We start from the raw sequence: 15744 nt of genomic DNA, 5'->3' as shown, positions 1-15744 counted from the left end.
CGCACCACCCCGTCAGTAGCTGAACAGGAGGGACAGCTGATAGAAACAGAAGCCACTGGAGCACCTCAAAAACACCATCATACACTAAATCAGTAAGTTGGCAGCATCACCTTCATGGTATTGGTAATATGACAATATTTTAGAGAGTATATTTTATTCATTATAAAATGCCCCGTAATATTTATCTCACAATGATTATGATTAGTGGATACGCCCCTACATTTCCAGACAGCTGTTATCACTTAATCTATTACTGGCCCGCAGCCGTAGATATTCTAGCCACGGTGGTAACGAGTATCCGGAAGAGATTCCACTTACACTCTTTCAATCCTATTGCAAAAGCTGATTTACTCAACAGGATTAAAAGAGGGAGTTTGATACAATTTATTTCACTTTTTGTTAGAATACTAATTCTTTTCTTGTATTTTTTGAGGAAATGAGCACGGAACACGACATAATCTGTAGTCAGTAAAGAGTCTATCCTCCCTGACTACAGATTATGTCGTGTATTATATGATATCAACTTGGCTGTCAGCGGCCATGTTGATATCAGCGTACCTTTGTTGTAAAGGAATACCGGTCAGAACAGCACAGAGTAGTTCAGACCAAAGGTTCGGCCCCTGCCTTTGTAGTCGTACAGTGACGCTGGGCCGTAACCCGGGCTGTAGTACAGTGGTGCACGCTGCCCCCAGACAGTGGTGTAGTCACGGTCGAAGAGGTTTTCAATGCTGAAGCTGAGTGTACCCACCGGAAGCTGATAACTGCCGAGCAGATCCGCGGTGGTATAGCCATCGACCTTGTAGCCCTGCGCGTCGCTCACGTCAAAGGAGGTGGTGCTCTGCACGCGCAGACTCCACGGGTCCGGTGCCCAGCCAATGTAGGCTGTCGCTTTTGATGGGCTTGCTGTCTTCACATCGTATTTCTGCCAGGTACCGTTCACTTTCGACTCAGTTTTCAGCACGTTGAAGTTCACTCCGGTACTCCAGTCAGTATCAGGAATCAGGTAGTCCACCGCACCTTCCACGCCGTAAATACGGCGTTTGTCGTCCACCACGCTGATGGTCAGATCTTTATTCGCCACCACGCTCTTATCAGAAATCGAATAGTAGGCCGCGATTTGGGTACGCAGATTATTGCCAGTAAAGCGCCAGCCCAGCTCATAAGAATCGACTTTCACGCCTTCCAGCTTGCTGTCGCTGACGTTCACACTCTTTGTTAGAGGAAGATGGCCGTTCACTGCAGCACCATAGATGCCGCGACCATAGTATTTACCCGGGTCCGGCAGCTCCACGCCCTGGGAGAAGTTGAGCCATGCCTGCTGGCGTTCGGTGATGTGCATCAGCAGACCGGCGTTGAACAGGAAGTTGTCGTAATCGACTGAGCCGCCAGGAATGGCGTCGGCGGATGTAGCCTTCCCGGCGGCAATCTGCCGTTGCTGCGCGTAGCCGATGAAATCATCAATCTTGTTTTCAGTGTACTGATAGCGTACGCCACCGTTGAGGGTAAAGAGATTATTGATGTCATAGCCTGATTGCAGGAAGGCCGCCAGGTTGGTGATGTCATACGACGGATAGCGCCCGGTGGTGTAAATCTTCTTGTTGTTCAGCCCTCCGGAAGCGCTTGCCTGAGCCAGGTCGAAGAACATCTGGTTGGAGGTAAAGCGCTCATGATCAGCATCCAGCCCCCAGGTGATTTGCCAGCCGTCCATCGGTTTGCTGTTCAGAGTCAGTTTCATGCCGTACTGGTCGGTGTCCTGCTGTGACGAAGAGAAAGCCGTCACCTGTTTGTTCGCATTTACCGTCGGGAACGGGTAGAATCGCAACGACTCATCGCGGTAGTAAACCTGACCGACCAGCTCCTGTCCCAGAAAAGCGCTGTCAGAGTACTGCAGGCTGATCAAATGCCGCTCAGTGCCGGGAATACGGTCGGAATTCAGCCCGTTACTGACGAATGGCGTGCTGGTCCCTCTGATGGCAGAGAAGCCTTTCCCGAGATTAAGCCCGTAATCGTCGTCGCCCTGGCTTTTATAGTACTGTGTGATCAACTGAAGCTGCCGGGATTCATCGATGTTCAGCGTACCAGTTCCCATGATGTCCAGCCGATCGGAGTACTGCAGGCCGGTCTGGGTGTTATCAAGCAAGGTGGCATCGCCGTTACCGTCAAACCAGCCGCCAAATTTCTGATATGCCACGGAAAGACGTCCGGAGATATGCTCATTTCCGCCGGAGACAGCTCCGGCAATGCGTTCATCGTGATCTTTACTGCTGCTAAAGCCACTTTTGGTGCCAGCCTCAAACTCCATCATGGTTTCCGGCTGGCCTTTTTTGGTCACGATGTTGATCAGGCCACCGGTACTGCCGCCGCCGTACAGGGACGTCGCACCGGAGATCACTTCAATATGGTCGATATTAAAAGGATCTATAGAGTCCAGTTGTCGGCTGTCGGTACGTGAAGAGTTGAGACGCACGCCGTCAACCAGCACGACCAGCGGGCGGCCACGCACATTCATACCGTAGTTGGTGCGGCTCCGGCTGCTGACGTCAAGGCCAGGGATCAGCTGAGCCAGTGCGTCTTTAAGCTCTTTGCCGCCCTGAATCTGCTGTTCCAGTTCGGCGTTTTCGATAACCCAGGTGGTTTGCGCCATCTCCGCTACGGTGCGATTGCTGCGGTTGGCAGACACCACGAACGTTTCATCATCGGTTTGTTGAGCGACTGCTGGCGCCATCATGGTAAGAAGCAGTGGGTTGAGAGCCCAAAGCGTATACTTTTTGCTTATCATCATTATTCCTCCATACGGGCGGAAAAAATCAGCCCAAAGATGCTGTGTAGCGAGTTAAAGAAGCAGCCTCCGGCTGCGTTTTCCCTAGGTGCCGCTGCGCCACTGAATCAGGGCGGGCGGCATACTGAGATCGAATAAATCACGTCCCATTACGCGATTAAGAATACGTGCAGATCTCCATGCCATCAGGCTGAGCTGGGGTTCGGCGATGCCATGGGTTTGCATACTGGCGTTGACCACGAAGATGTTGTTCTCTTTCGGGCCACTCCATTCCAGAGTGAAGTCATCACGCACTTTAAAGGTGTTCTTATCGTGCATGGTGATCAGGGGCATCAGTGAGGGAAGTATTTGTGGCAACGCAGAACGGTAACCTGTGGCGAAAATCACCACATCACTTTCCAGGCTCTCCCTGCCCTGATCCAGATGATGCTCCATCAGCAACTTCCAGCCAGGACCACTACTTTCCAGAGTTGTTACCGAGCGGCTGGGTAGCAGACGGATATTTCTTGGTTTTCTCAGAACTTCAAAACGGTGGTACAACTCACGATAAATGGTCAGTAAAGAATCGGCAGTGATGCCATCCGATGTCATTTTCTGCTCATCCAGTAACTGATGGCGAATATCTTCCTCCAGTCCGGAGAAGCCTGAAATATATTCAGGTGTAAAATACTCATCAGCAAAAGCAGCCTCATCCAGTGCGTTAAAATTATTACGCCGGGAGACCCAGTTTATTTCCGCCGCTTCTCCCCATTCCCCGCGTAATGCATTAAGGAACAGGTCTGCACCACTCTGTCCTCCACCAACCACGGTTATCCGTTTTCCACTAAGGTCCGGCCGACGAAGATTCATTTCACTGGCATGGAAACAGGATTGTGTCATATGCTTCACACAGGGTGGTAAATAAGGTTGTTTTCCTGTACCAAGGCAGATATTGCGGGCAAAATATTCTCCCTGGCTGGTTTGCACCAGAAACAATCGACGTTTTTTATCGAAATCAATGTTTTCAACGGTATGACTGAAATACAGGTTATTCATATCTTCAGCAGCCCAGCGGAGGTAGTCAGAAAACTCTTCACGGGATACTGTACGTAGTCTGCTTGTAAGGAAGCGATAGAACTTTTTGTGCTTCACCAGATAGTTAACAAAACTGTAGGGATTTGTAGGTGCAACAGCACTGACCAGATCTTTCAGAAAGACGGTCTGCATATGACAATCCGGTACCAGCATACCCGGATGCCAGGAAAAATGAGGATGTTCATCAAAGAAGAGACAGTCCAGTTCTTCGATCTGATGTGACAACGCAGCAATGCTGAGATTAAATGGCCCTGTCCCTACACCAATAAAATCGACACTTTTTTTCATGATTCATATTCCTGAGTTACCAGCCACAGCGGATTTTGCAGATCCTCAAGGTAATTCGGCAGCATGCGGCTGCCGCCATCCAGATCAGGCCAGGTCAGTTTTACCGGGTTCAGCACCACGCGAATGATTTGTGGCCTGAAAAGTGAGAAAAGCGCAAAACGCTCTGACATTTGTGGATGTTTTTTCATGTAATCACTCAACACTGCTGCCAGCAGTTGATAAAATCGCCTTTCAGGTACGCCAAGACGAACCATCAGTGGCGAAATAAAACGCAGTACTGTCACGAAGTGACCCGTCTGCAAATCATGGATTAAGTAGTCCGCACTCAGGCGGGATGTAACATCACGAACCTCCTGAGGCAAAGAGTCCATTTCGGGGAACTCTTCTTTCACCAGTCGCATATCGCCCTGGAAGTCTTTCAGCAGAACACGCTGTGGAACCCCCTCTTTCATGGCGAGAGTTATATTTTGTCCATGTGCAATAAGCGCGACACCGTAGCGGCAAAGCAGGTGATACAGAGGAACCACGACCACCCGGAACAGTTGCGTAAGCCAGGTTTCAGCGTCCAGCCCGGAGCGGTCTATATATGCGCCTGCCAGCGGCTGATTGTTTTCGTCGCACTCCATCAGTGTTGCCATCAGAACCGGACTTTCATCCGGTTTCAGCCAGCGGCACGGATTCTCCCGCCAGATAACACCAAGCATTTCCTGGTAGCGATAGGGAGCCCGGGCAAGCGCGGCATAGCCTTCATGGGAGACATAGCCTGCAGCCGGTTCACCAAGTATCACTGCGCCGCTTTGCACTAGGGTGGCGTCGGTCGCAAAAACCTGTTGTAGCCAGCGTGAAGCCAGTGGTCCGGCAGCGATGTATCTGCCAGGGATCCCCCGGTAGCATGAGGTGTTGTAGATGGTCAGCGGCAGCTTGATATCCAGCCCGCCCCGGCGACTGGCGTTGGTCAGGGTACGCAGCGACTGCTGGGCGAGCCACTGGTCGCCAAACTCGCCGAGAGACACCATCCTGCCTTCGGCAAAATCAGCGATGAAGTCGGTAGCGATTTTTTGCTGCCACTGCCACGGATGTACCGGCAGCGGCAGCCAGTTATGATCCAGTCCGTTTTCCTGCCAGACCTGACTGAAGCGGGCAAACTCCTGCGGATCCATTGCGGCCGTCAACAACTGATGAATATCCATCTCGTTATCACAGCGCCAGATCATATGTTCACGTTTTACCGCCAGCCAGTGCAGTCTGAAGGTGTTGGCATACTCTGGCGCATATCGTTCCAGCGCCTCTTTACCCCAGCCACGGCGACCTTTATTAAAAACGAATTTAGGATGACCGCTCAGCAGGCATTGCAGGCGGTCGGCATTAAGATTAATCAGGTCACTGGCGCTCAGCCCGCGACGGGCTTTCAGTAGTTGCAGGTCGCCCAGCAGCGTGGCATACAAATCCTGCATATGCTCAGCAACGGTTGCATCGCTCATTGACAGTACCTGCTTTAGCTGCATCAGCAGCGTCTGAGCCAGTACTGGCTCGTCCGCGCAGCGCAGAGTTTGAGCATCAATCCAGAGCCAGCCCCAGATACCACGTTCAGCGATGAAGCGCCATTGTGCTCCCGGCAGGTTAATGCAGTAGCGGTCATCGCCCTGAGATTCCGCGTGGAAAACCTGCTCATACTCCAGCTCAGACAACATTTTTGCCACCAGGCGGCGGTTGACCAAATCCCAGTCTTTGTGATTCATTACAGACCGACCTCCGTGAAGAAGTGATGACGATCCGCCATCACCATGCGCGAGCGTTTATGTGGGAAGTCGAACTCTTTAATTGTCCGGTATCCCGCAGGCTCAAGATGGCGGAACAGGCGCTGGTTATCGATGCGTGGCTCCAGTACTGTGCGCTGCGTACGTGGCTCATTCAGCAGCAGGTAATGTGTCACCCCGCGCAGCCAGCTTTGCACATAGTGGGCTCCGCGCCATTGCTGTTCACCAACCAGCAGATGCAGGCCACGGTCAAAGGGCTGCCACGAATAGTGGCGACCAATGCGGTCTTCCGCCGCCCAGTAGATTTCGAAATAACTGAACGGCCGATCGTCGAAACAACCAATCAGCGGGAATGCATGTTTACTGGTGAGCTGGCGTTCCAGATAGGCGATCTGTACCTCCAGTGAGCCACTTTGCTCCCAGAAATACTCAACGCGCGGATCGTTCATCCAGCGAGTGAAACGTTCTGCATCAGAAACGGGATCGGCAATGCGGAAACTCAGCATCCTGCGAATGCGTGGATCGTAACGACGATAAACTTCACCCTGCGGACGGGGGGGGCGCTGCGGGAAATAAATCTCACGCTCTGCATCAAAAACCATTTCACCGGAGGCCCGGTTTGCCGGAGAACTCAGCCATAACGGTAACTGCCAGAAAGCGGAACGATGGATAATGTCGCTTTGTACCTGTCCGAAAAGCGTCAGCGCCTGTGGCTCCTCACACCATTCGGACCAGGGAAGAACCACTGCTGAAAGTTGTGGTGCGGCGATAAATATCTGATCCAGCGCGTCGCACAGCCACCCTGTTGGCAGCTCCCCGGGCCAGTGCAACACCGCGCTATTGTCCAGCCCCCAGCCAAGATTCAGAGGCTTGTCGAGTTTTTCACAGCGCAGTCCATATCCGCTGTGAACAATGTTTGCCCCAGACATTCAGACCTCCTGAGCCTGCAGCGGGTTAGCGAAATCAAAATAGATCACCGAAGGGTCAACGATGGTGTTCTCGTTATGATCGTTCAGATAACAGAAAAAGTTACCTTTTACGTTCCAGTACGGACTTTCCAGAACATAGTTGAGACAGGTTTTATGAGTCACCTGGTCACGCACTTCAGCCAGCAATGTTCGTACACGAGCCATCAGATTCGCTTCGCTGTCCAGCCCGGCAGCACCCAGCGCAGCAGTTACGGCAAAAGTGGAGTTAACCAGCAGGTAATAAGGGAAATAGCGCAGCAACTGCTCACGGGTGAAAATATTTTCCGCCTGCGCCTCGTCAATGGTATCGAGCCACTCTGTCGCGTGAGGCATAAACGCGCTGCCCTGGCAGTCACGGTAAATAAATCCGACCGGCAGATCCCCAAGCATCTGCACAAGAATATTTTGCTGATGCGCCAGCAGCACCAGGCCGTAATCCGCTTCAGCCGTAAACAGAGGCTTCAGCACCTGCTGACAGTAAGCATCGACCCATGCGTGGGCGGCCTGTTGCACAGTGATACCGAGGCGATCGCTCAGGCGTTTTACCGCCGAAACCAGCAGCGAATCACCGCCATCCGGTGCGGCCTGAGTCAGGGAAACCAGAACGTTGGTCTGGCTTTGCGGCTGCTCCAGCAGCAGGTTTTCACGCAGGGAAAACAAACTTTCCTGCATGATGTTGCCGTTAAGATCGCGCAGCCCGGCCCAGCCGTCCTCCTGCATTACCCGGAAAGTAGGGAAGCGGGCCTGTAGCATCTGCCAGCCGTCGGTTTGCGCCAGACGTGCCAGGCGCATTCCTCGCTCCACCTCTTTCACAGACAGAGTACGGACGGAGTTGGTCAGCCGAACGCTCAGGGAGAACTTGATCATATCGCGGCTGGTAGCACAGTAGAGGGAGCGGGAAGAGGTGGTCGGCAGCCACGACGTGCCGGCCTCGCCTAAGTCTCTGATAAGTCCTTTAGCAAAAAGTGCCTGGCACCACACTTGCTGCAAAAGATATTCTCCCTGCCACGGGTGCAGCGGGAACAGCCATTGATTGTCACTTAATTCGTTGAGTAACTGGGGCGCATTTTCTGCGGCAAATCGCGTCAACCGCTGTTGAAGGTTAAGATGCAGACTTTCACCAGCGATTTGCGTTTTATCCACCGAAAACCACCGCAGCGGGAAGTGAGGTGCCATGTCAGGCAGGTATCGTTCAGCTTCCTGGCGGTTAAACGGTTCATGAGACTTAGGTGCAGGGTGGAAAGCGTGTCCTGTCAGCAGTGCCTGCTCAGCCTCGCCAAAATTCAACGCTTTTTCACGCAGGATGGCCCAGTCATGGCGGGCATCAATTGTCTGTTGCGTATGGGCGTAGCTTTCCAGCACGCGTTGGTGGAAAGTTTCGCAGAGGGGAACTGGCAGAAAAAGTTGATGCCGGAGCTTATCAATAATAAGCCGGGAGAGAGTGGTAAAGTCGACAGGATAACTGCCTGATGCCGTGACCAGATGAGCAGGAAATGCAAAGCGGTGATGCTGGGTTGGGGAGAAATAAGCCACTCTGAAATGGAGCGACTTCTGTTCGTCCAGCGGGATAATCAATTCGTCTGGCGGGTATTCCGCCAGTTGCCAGTCTTTGGTTTCACGAATCAAGGCATTCAGGAAGCACTGCGCAGCCACATCTGTGGCGGATTTTTCAGAGGGCAGGATCATAATCAAACAGCTCCTACACAGTAAAATAATAACAATTATGTCAATAATGATTCTCATTATCAATGAGAAATGTTATTGTCAGAAAAATTAATTTTACAAATAAACACAATTAATACATGGTGTTGAAACATTACAATGTCATCTAAGATCGAAGATACGCCCCAAAAAACCCTGTCCTGCTGGCCACTGGCGTTCAGTGCCGGTCTTCTCGGTATCGGACAGAACGGTCTGCTGGTTGTACTCCCTGTTCTGGTCATACAGACAAATCTGAGTCTGTCTGTATGGGCTGCCCTGCTGATGCTGGGCTCAATGCTGTTTCTGCCATCTTCCCCATGGTGGGGAAAGCAAATTTCCCTTACTGGCAGTAAGACTGTGGTGCTGTGGGCTCTGGGAGGATATGGCGTAAGCTTTACCCTGCTTGGGCTGGGAAGCGTGCTGATGGCTACCGGTGCCGTAACAACAGCGGTGGGGTTGGGAATATTAATCATCGCCCGGATCGTCTACGGTCTGACCGTGTCAGCAATGGTGCCAGCCTGTCAGGTCTGGGCATTGCAGAGAGCGGGAGAAGGGAATCGCATGGCCGCTCTGGCAACCATCAGCTCCGGCCTGAGCTGCGGCAGGCTATTCGGGCCGCTGTGCGCGGCGGCAATGTTGGTCATTCACCCTCTGGCGCCAGTGTGGATGCTGATGGCAGCTCCGGTGTGGGCTGTGGTGATGCTTCTGCGGTTGCCCGGCACACCACCACAGCCCACACCGGAGCGCAAGAGCGTCAGCCTGAAGCGGGATTGCCTGCCTTATCTGCTTTGCGCAATGTTACTGGCTGCGGCAATGAGCATGATGCAGCTTGGACTTTCGCCAGCCCTTACTCGCCAGTTCGATACTGATACCACCACTATTAGCCAACAGGTGGCGTGGTTGTTGGGGCTGTCCGCAATAGCTGCGCTTATCGCGCAGTTCGTGGTACTCCGTCCACAGCGCCTGACTCCAGTGGCTCTGCTCCTGAGTGCCGGGGTGTTGATGAGTAGTGGTCTGGCTATCATGCTCACTGAACAGCTATGGTTGTTTTACCTAGGCTGTGCAGTGCTGTCATTTGGGGCCGCTCTGGCAACACCCGCTTATCAACTTTTACTGAATGATAAGCTGGCCGACGGCGCAGGCGCGGGCTGGCTTGCGGCCAGTCACACACTTGGCTATGGGCTGTGCGCATTGTTGGTGCCACTGGCGTCGAAAACAGGTGTCTCAATCGCGCTGATTGTGACGGCATTATTTGCCGCTGTATTATTTACCATAGTGTCTGCATGTATTTGGCATTACCGTACAATCAAGTAAGGCTATGATGTTGTACTCACAGCCGGCATAACGTCCTGTGCAATTTCGCTGTCGAAACCGCCTGTGCTGACCGCCCAGTGCACTCACCTGAAGCACATCGCAGCATGCCACCAGGATGCCAGATCGTCTTCTGAAATGGGTGGATACATTGGCAACGTTAACCGCAACAATTTTTCAGAGAGAATTTTGGGGGGTGAGGGCCAGTGATGTAAAAAATACGCCAAGAGGTTAATTCATTGTTTATACTGATATGTCAGGTAATGCGTTTGCAGTCATTACAGTCGTCATGGAGACTGTAATGACTGCAAACGCATACCATGGAGCGAAATTCTATCCTAAGCGTCACATTAGTTGATAAACCTGTAACGTTAATGAATTCTCATGCGAAAAGTATGGTTATGATAAAAAAGCCTAAAGCTGTCATGATGAGGGAGCCAATGACGTGAACAAGTACAGACGTCAAAGCCCATATATAATTTCCCGCCTGGAGTAATGCGAATACTTCAACAGAAAATGTAGAGAAAGTACTCAGACCTCCACAAAGTCCCGTTGTTATCATTAATTTCCAAAAAGGATCAAGGTGTGGTTGTCGTAAAAAGTACGCCAACGCAGTACCAATAATTAACCCGGCAAGGAGGTTCACCACCAGTGTACCTGGAGGTAGATTTGGAAAAAGACTGTTAAAGCGTGTGGACAGTAACCAGCGCAGAGTACATCCAACAGAACCGCCGATAATGACGGCAAAAAGTGATTTAATCATGTACCCCTCATAAAATAATTTTTTATCGTAACAATATCAGAATATGTTCTCATTTGACTGATATTGTTAATTTATATCCTTTGACTACATGCAAGATAAGGGAAGGTTCTATTTATTGACATTAATACCCTCGACAATTGCTGAGCAGAAGCCCCCACGACAAGTGACAGAATGACAACATCTACAGTGGGGAGCGTTTTATCGATGAACAAGCAACCAAGAAGTAACACGGCATAGGTGACGACAATGCCAGTAAGCATAGAAATAACAAAAACGTGAGCTTTCATCATTCCTCCAGAATAACCCCGACGTGTAAGCCTGGGGGATTGGCACAATAATGTCATTTAAAGGCAGACTTTCCGGCAAATTGCGCCGATGAACCCAGTTCATCCTCAATTCTCATAAGCTGGTTATATTTTTCAATACGCTCACCCCGGCATGGAGCTCCCGTTTTGAGATGACCTGCGCGCATTGCAACTGTCATATCGGCGATAAAGCTGTCCACTGTCTCACCACTGCGGTGTGAGATAAAGGTGCCCCAGTTGTTGTCATGGCAAAGTTGTACCGCATCAAAGGTTTCACTCAGGGAACCAATCTGGTTGAGTTTAATCAATGCTGAATTGGCAAGGTTTTCGTCAATGCCGCGCTGAATATACTTTACGTTGGTCACAAACAGATCGTCGCCAACCAATTCTATCTGCTCTCCCAATGCACCATGCAGGATTTTCCATCCAGCCCAGTCATCTTCAGCTACCGTTAAGGGCAGGAAGATCAACTAGGTGCTCTGGGGCTGGTGACCAATGCGGTTGTGCTGTGAAACACACTTTACATGCAGGAGGCGTTGTCACATCTTCGCAAATCGGGAGAAACTCCTGAGGAGTAGCATCCGGCAAGATTATCGCTGCTGATACATAGCCATATAAATATGCTGGGGCATTATACGTCTTCGTTACCGGAAGATATTCTTAAGGGTGAGTTAAGATCATTAAACTTCAATACAAACAATTAATTAAACTCTTAGCGTGGTTTTTTACATCACTGGCCCTCGCCCCCCAATTTTCTCTATGTTTTGCCACTACTTCCCTCATTTTACTGCGCTGTTTGCTACCCCTGAGAATCGACATTACTTGCTATCCAGTCCGCAGCAACTCTCTGGCAACAAAACTTATCAGAATCATAAGTCTGTGCATTATTCGTTCAAGCGCATCGCCAATAAGCGGATGTTGCTGGCCGAGTGTTCTGCTAATCGGATGATAACAAATCCCGTGGTTCGGCATTTTCCTTTGTGCGTGCGTTGATGCTGGTAACGGTAAACGTCATGATGAACATGACCGCGAATAAGACAACAATTGTCGGAGCTGGCGCGCTGTCGATAAAAAAGGACAGCCAGACACCAGTCATTGAGACCAATATCGATATGCCAGTCGCCAGCAGGAGCGCAATATGAAAGCGTTGTGTCAGGAGTACCGCAATGGCACCAGGCGCAATGAGAAGAGAAATAGAGAGAATGATACCTACCGCTTTCAGCGTCGCCACAATGGTCAGGGAGACCATGCACAGCAGCCCATAATGCAGCCATCTCGTATGCAAACCGCTTGCCTGCGCCTGTTGATAATCAAAGCTGAACAGCAAAAAATCCCGCCATTTTACGCTAATAACAAGTGTAACCAGTCCGGCAATAATCACCGTCTGGATTATATCGCCGATGGTTATCCCGAGCATGTCGCCGAAAAGAATATGATCAAGATGTACGTCTGGTTTGACTGCAATATACAAGATCAGACCTGCGGCAAACATGCCAGAAAAAACAATCCCCATCACTGTATCTTGCTTGATTCGGCTGTTGTCTTTCAGGTATCCCGTCGCCACCGCACAGAATACTCCGGCGACGAATGCCCCTGTAGCCAGAGGTAACCCCAGAATCCAGGCAAGCACGATGCCAGGAAAAACCGCATGACTCATCGCGTCACCCATCAGTGCCCAACTTTTCAGGACCAGAAAGACCGACAGCAGCGCACAGGGTATGGAAACTACCAGTGAAATCAGCAGTGCGTGACTCATAAAGGTGAACTGCAGTGGCTCCAGTAATAATGCCATCATGAGCGATCCTCCAGCGCTTTATGCGCACGCCGACGATTTGCCAAAAGCCCATGGGTGGGCGCAAAGACAAATGCTAAAAGAAACAGCAGTGTCTGCGCCACCACGATGATTCCACCTGTCGCGCCGTCCAGAAAGTAACTGACCCACGCGCCGAGGAAACTGGTCACACTGCCAATAGTTACAGCAATCATGAGCAGGCGGGGAAAACGATCGGTTAACAACCATGCTGTTGCACCGGGAGTCACCACCAGACAGATCACCAGAAAGGCACCAACCGTTTGCAGCGCCGCAACGGTCGAAACCGACAGCAGGGTGAAGAAGAGGATTTTTAATCTGCCCGGATGCAATCCAATAGCACGGGCGTGATTCTCGTCGAAAAAGGTCACCATAAGATCTTTCCATTTGAAAAAAAGCACGATGATCGAGAGAATGCCAATGATAGTGAGTTGCAGGATATCCGCCGGATCGATTGCCAGAATATTGCCCAGGACGATGGTCTGAATGTTCACGGATGTCGGGTTCAATGACACCATAAACAGCCCCAGGCCAAAAAAGGACGAGAAGATCAGGCCGATGATGGCATCTTCTTTTAAGCGAGTGAGTTGGTTAAGAAACAGCATGCTGCCCGCTGCCAGTCCGCCGGAAAAGAAGGCTCCCAGAGAAAACGGAAGCCCCAGCATATATGCCCCCGCAACACCCGGGACAATAGAGTGCGACAGCGCATCGCCAATCAGCGACCAGCCTTTTAGCATCAGATAGCATGACAGGAAAGCGCAGAGACCGCCGACCATCGCCGAGACCCACATCGCATTGAGCATATATTCATAGCTGAAGGGTTCCAGTAGCGCGTTCATCTTTCTTCCCTCTGCACCGCTGACGGTCGATGTGCCACAAAAGGGCGTTCATCGTCAGTAATAATGCTTTCTTCCGAGCCGTTAAGTGTGACATGGCGCAGTACGCCGCTAAAAGCCAGCTCCAGGTTCTCGGCTGTAAAAGTGGTGTCTGTCGGCCCGCTTGCCAGGACGGTGCCTTTGACCATGACCGTATAATCGCAAAATGTCGTGACGGATCCGAGATTGTGCGTTGAGACAAGCATCGTTTTGCCTTCCGCGCGTAACTCCCTCAACAGGCTGATGATTTTCGCTTCGGTTTTCACATCAACGCCGGTAAAAGGTTCATCCAGCAGGATCACATCACCCTGCTGTGCAATCGCTCTCGCCAGAAAGACGCGTTTCTTTTGTCCACCGGAAAGCTCGCCGATTTGTCGATGGCGAAAATCCACCATATCGACACGTTCCAGCGCATCGGTGACAATCTGACGATCCCTCTTTTTGGCGATACGCAACATACCCATATGCCCATAGCGGCCCATCATCACCACATCTTCCACCAGTACAGGAAATGACCAGTCAACCTCTTCTGACTGAGGGACGTAGGCAACCAGGTTTTTCTGTAGCGCCTGTCGTGTGGGAATACCCAGAACAGATATCTTCCCGCTGGTCAGACGCACAAATCCCATAATCGCTTTAAACAACGTCGATTTTCCGGAACCGTTTACCCCAACCAGAGCGGCAATAGATCCGCCTGGTACTGTGAAGGATGCATCGCGCAGTGCTGTGTGCCCGTTACGCCAGGTGACAGTAACATCATTAACGACAATGCCTGCAGATTGCATCATTATTTCTCCCTTTTTCCGGCTTTAATTCCCTGTACCAGCGTACTGGTAGTAACCTTCAGAAGGTCGATATACGTAGGTACCGGGCCGTTTTCTGTGCTCAGGGAATCGACATAGAGCACACCACCGTAGTGCGCGCCGGTTTCACGCGCAACCTGACGCGCTGGTTTATCGGAAATCGTACTCTCGCTAAAGACTGCCGGGATATGATTTTTCTTAACTATATCAACAACCTTACGTACCTGCTGCGGTGTTCCTTGTTGATCGGCATTAATCGGCCACAGATAAAGCTCTTTTAGCCCCAAATCGCGTGCGAGATAAGAAAAAGCCCCTTCACTGGTGACCATCCATCGCTGATTCTCAGGGAGTTCCGCAATCTGCTTACGCAGGGGGGCAAGGGTTTGGGTAATCTTGGCTTTATAAGTATCGGCATTACGTTGGTAGGTTTGTGAATTTGCCGGATCGTATTTTATAAACGCATCACGAATATTATCGACGTAAATCAGAGCATTATCTGGCGACATCCAGGCATGGGGGTTAGGTTTGCCCTCATAGGGCCCTTCGGTGATCCCTACTGGCGTCACACCCGAAGAGACAATTACTTCTGGAACCCCATTGAGATGCTGGTAAAAGCGTTGGAACCACAATTCCAGATTCATACCATTGGCGAGAATCAGTTGTGCCCCCTGCGCACGTTTAATATCGCCAGGGGTAGGCTGATACTCATGAATTTCTGCACCAGGCTTGGTTATGGATGAGACTTCTGCAGCATCTCCAGCCACGTTTTTGGCCATATCTGCGATGATGGTAAAAGTTGTAATGACCTTGAATTTTTCAGCTGCACTCGCCTGAAATGCTATCGAGCAGGTGAGGACTAGGCACCCCAAGAGCATGGTTACTTTTTTTATTGAGAGCATGATTTAGTACCTATAGTGAGCAAAATTAGAATAAACATAGCAACTACTATGTTTTATAGCAGAAGCTATAAAATGTAAATAATTATCATTAGCGATTATAAGATCCCAACACAGGGATTAGGTTATTTCCTGCTGACGATGTGGTATTGAGGATAAAAGTTGGGCAGCGCTTTGGCTTTAAAATGAACTTGTTCAGGACGATTGGTAATGGCAAAGCAAAAATAATGTAGGTTATTGGCAAGTTCTCTAGGACGCAGGAGAGCATGAAAAACCCAGGGGCAGTCACTAAATGAAGGGATCGGTGATGCTGCCAACTTACTGATTTAGTGTATGATGGTGTTTTTGAGGTGCTCCAGTGGCTTCTGTTTCTATCAGCTGTCCCTCCTGTTCAGCTACTGACGGGGTGGTGCG

12 protein-coding genes and 3 pseudogenes are annotated in these 15744 nt (G+C 50.7%); 3 read left to right on the top strand and 12 right to left on the bottom strand.

Going from position 1 to position 15744, the window contains the following annotated elements:
• The 6 genes and pseudogenes from ACJHX4_RS26225 to iucA form a co-directional block, all read right to left on the bottom strand.
• The coding region (locus ACJHX4_RS26225) for an IS1 family transposase (protein ID WP_097491765.1) at positions 1-56 on the bottom strand (56 nt) is incomplete at its 3' end.
• A 524-nt stretch (positions 57-580) separates the two neighbouring features.
• Positions 581-2782 (bottom strand): ferric aerobactin receptor IutA, encoded by a 2202-nt coding sequence (gene iutA, locus ACJHX4_RS26220; RefSeq protein WP_000973517.1) that lies wholly within the window; start codon positions 2780-2782, stop codon positions 581-583.
• A 25-nt stretch (positions 2783-2807) separates the two neighbouring features.
• Positions 2808-4141: pseudogene (gene iucD, locus ACJHX4_RS26215) on the bottom strand (NADPH-dependent L-lysine N(6)-monooxygenase IucD).
• Positions 4138-5880 (bottom strand): NIS family aerobactin synthetase IucC, encoded by a 1743-nt coding sequence (gene iucC, locus ACJHX4_RS26210; protein WP_001015721.1) that lies wholly within the window; start codon positions 5878-5880, stop codon positions 4138-4140. Before iucC ends, iucD begins: the two are co-directional and overlap by 4 nt.
• Positions 5880-6827: a N(6)-hydroxylysine O-acetyltransferase IucB gene (iucB, locus tag ACJHX4_RS26205; RefSeq protein WP_000011907.1), complete on the bottom strand. Its 948-nt coding sequence runs from the start codon at positions 6825-6827 to the stop codon at positions 5880-5882. The genes iucC and iucB overlap by 1 nt, the downstream gene beginning before the upstream one ends.
• A complete protein-coding gene (gene iucA / locus ACJHX4_RS26200; RefSeq protein WP_000602863.1) occupies positions 6828-8552 on the bottom strand; it encodes an aerobactin synthase IucA in 1725 nt (574 codons plus the stop codon).
• A gap of 135 nt (positions 8553-8687) precedes the next feature.
• Between iucA and ACJHX4_RS26195 the strand changes: the two genes are divergently transcribed.
• Positions 8688-9881, top strand: coding sequence for an MFS transporter (locus ACJHX4_RS26195; RefSeq protein ID WP_000095526.1), 1194 nt, complete (start codon positions 8688-8690; stop codon positions 9879-9881).
• 379 nt (positions 9882-10260) lie between these two features.
• Here ACJHX4_RS26195 and crcB read toward each other — a convergent pair whose 3' ends face one another.
• Both crcB and ACJHX4_RS26185 read right to left on the bottom strand, forming a co-directional pair.
• Positions 10261-10641: a fluoride efflux transporter CrcB gene (crcB, locus tag ACJHX4_RS26190; RefSeq protein ID WP_001318207.1), complete on the bottom strand. Its 381-nt coding sequence runs from the start codon at positions 10639-10641 to the stop codon at positions 10261-10263.
• Between the two features lie 340 nt (positions 10642-10981).
• A pseudogene (locus ACJHX4_RS26185) lies at positions 10982-11395 on the bottom strand (phosphopyruvate hydratase); the annotation flags it as partial.
• A gap of 6 nt (positions 11396-11401) precedes the next feature.
• Here ACJHX4_RS26185 and ACJHX4_RS26180 point away from each other — a divergent pair.
• A pseudogene (locus tag ACJHX4_RS26180) lies at positions 11402-11650 on the top strand (Tn3 family transposase); the annotation flags it as partial.
• A gap of 233 nt (positions 11651-11883) precedes the next feature.
• Here ACJHX4_RS26180 and sitD read toward each other — a convergent pair.
• From sitD to sitA, 4 genes are read right to left on the bottom strand one after another with little or no spacing between them, the layout of a single operon-like run.
• The gene (sitD, locus tag ACJHX4_RS26175; protein ID WP_000968139.1) at positions 11884-12741 is read right to left on the bottom strand and encodes an iron/manganese ABC transporter permease subunit SitD; all 858 of its coding nucleotides are present in this window, start codon (positions 12739-12741) and stop codon (positions 11884-11886) included.
• Positions 12738-13595 (bottom strand): iron/manganese ABC transporter permease subunit SitC, encoded by an 858-nt coding sequence (sitC, locus tag ACJHX4_RS26170; RefSeq protein ID WP_000992806.1) that lies wholly within the window; start codon positions 13593-13595, stop codon positions 12738-12740. The genes sitD and sitC overlap by 4 nt, the downstream gene beginning before the upstream one ends.
• On the bottom strand, positions 13592-14419 hold the full coding sequence (sitB, locus tag ACJHX4_RS26165) for an iron/manganese ABC transporter ATP-binding protein SitB (protein ID WP_000983710.1): 828 nt from the start codon (positions 14417-14419) through the stop codon (positions 13592-13594). Before sitB ends, sitC begins: the two co-directional genes overlap by 4 nt.
• A complete protein-coding gene (gene sitA / locus ACJHX4_RS26160; protein WP_001514243.1) occupies positions 14419-15333 on the bottom strand; it encodes an iron/manganese ABC transporter substrate-binding protein SitA in 915 nt (304 codons plus the stop codon). The genes sitB and sitA overlap by 1 nt, the downstream gene beginning before the upstream one ends.
• 355 nt (positions 15334-15688) lie before the next feature.
• On the opposite strand from sitA, the gene ACJHX4_RS26155 reads away from it, so the two are divergent.
• The coding region (locus ACJHX4_RS26155; protein WP_097491765.1) for an IS1 family transposase at positions 15689-15744 on the top strand (56 nt) is incomplete at its 3' end.

It is taken from the genome of Escherichia sp. WS2035 (genome assembly GCF_046487065.1).
GTDB classification, from domain to species: Bacteria; Pseudomonadota; Gammaproteobacteria; order Enterobacterales; family Enterobacteriaceae; genus Escherichia; species Escherichia coli.
Note: the sequence above shows the minus strand (reverse complement) of the source record. Positions and strands in the feature narration are given on the sequence as shown.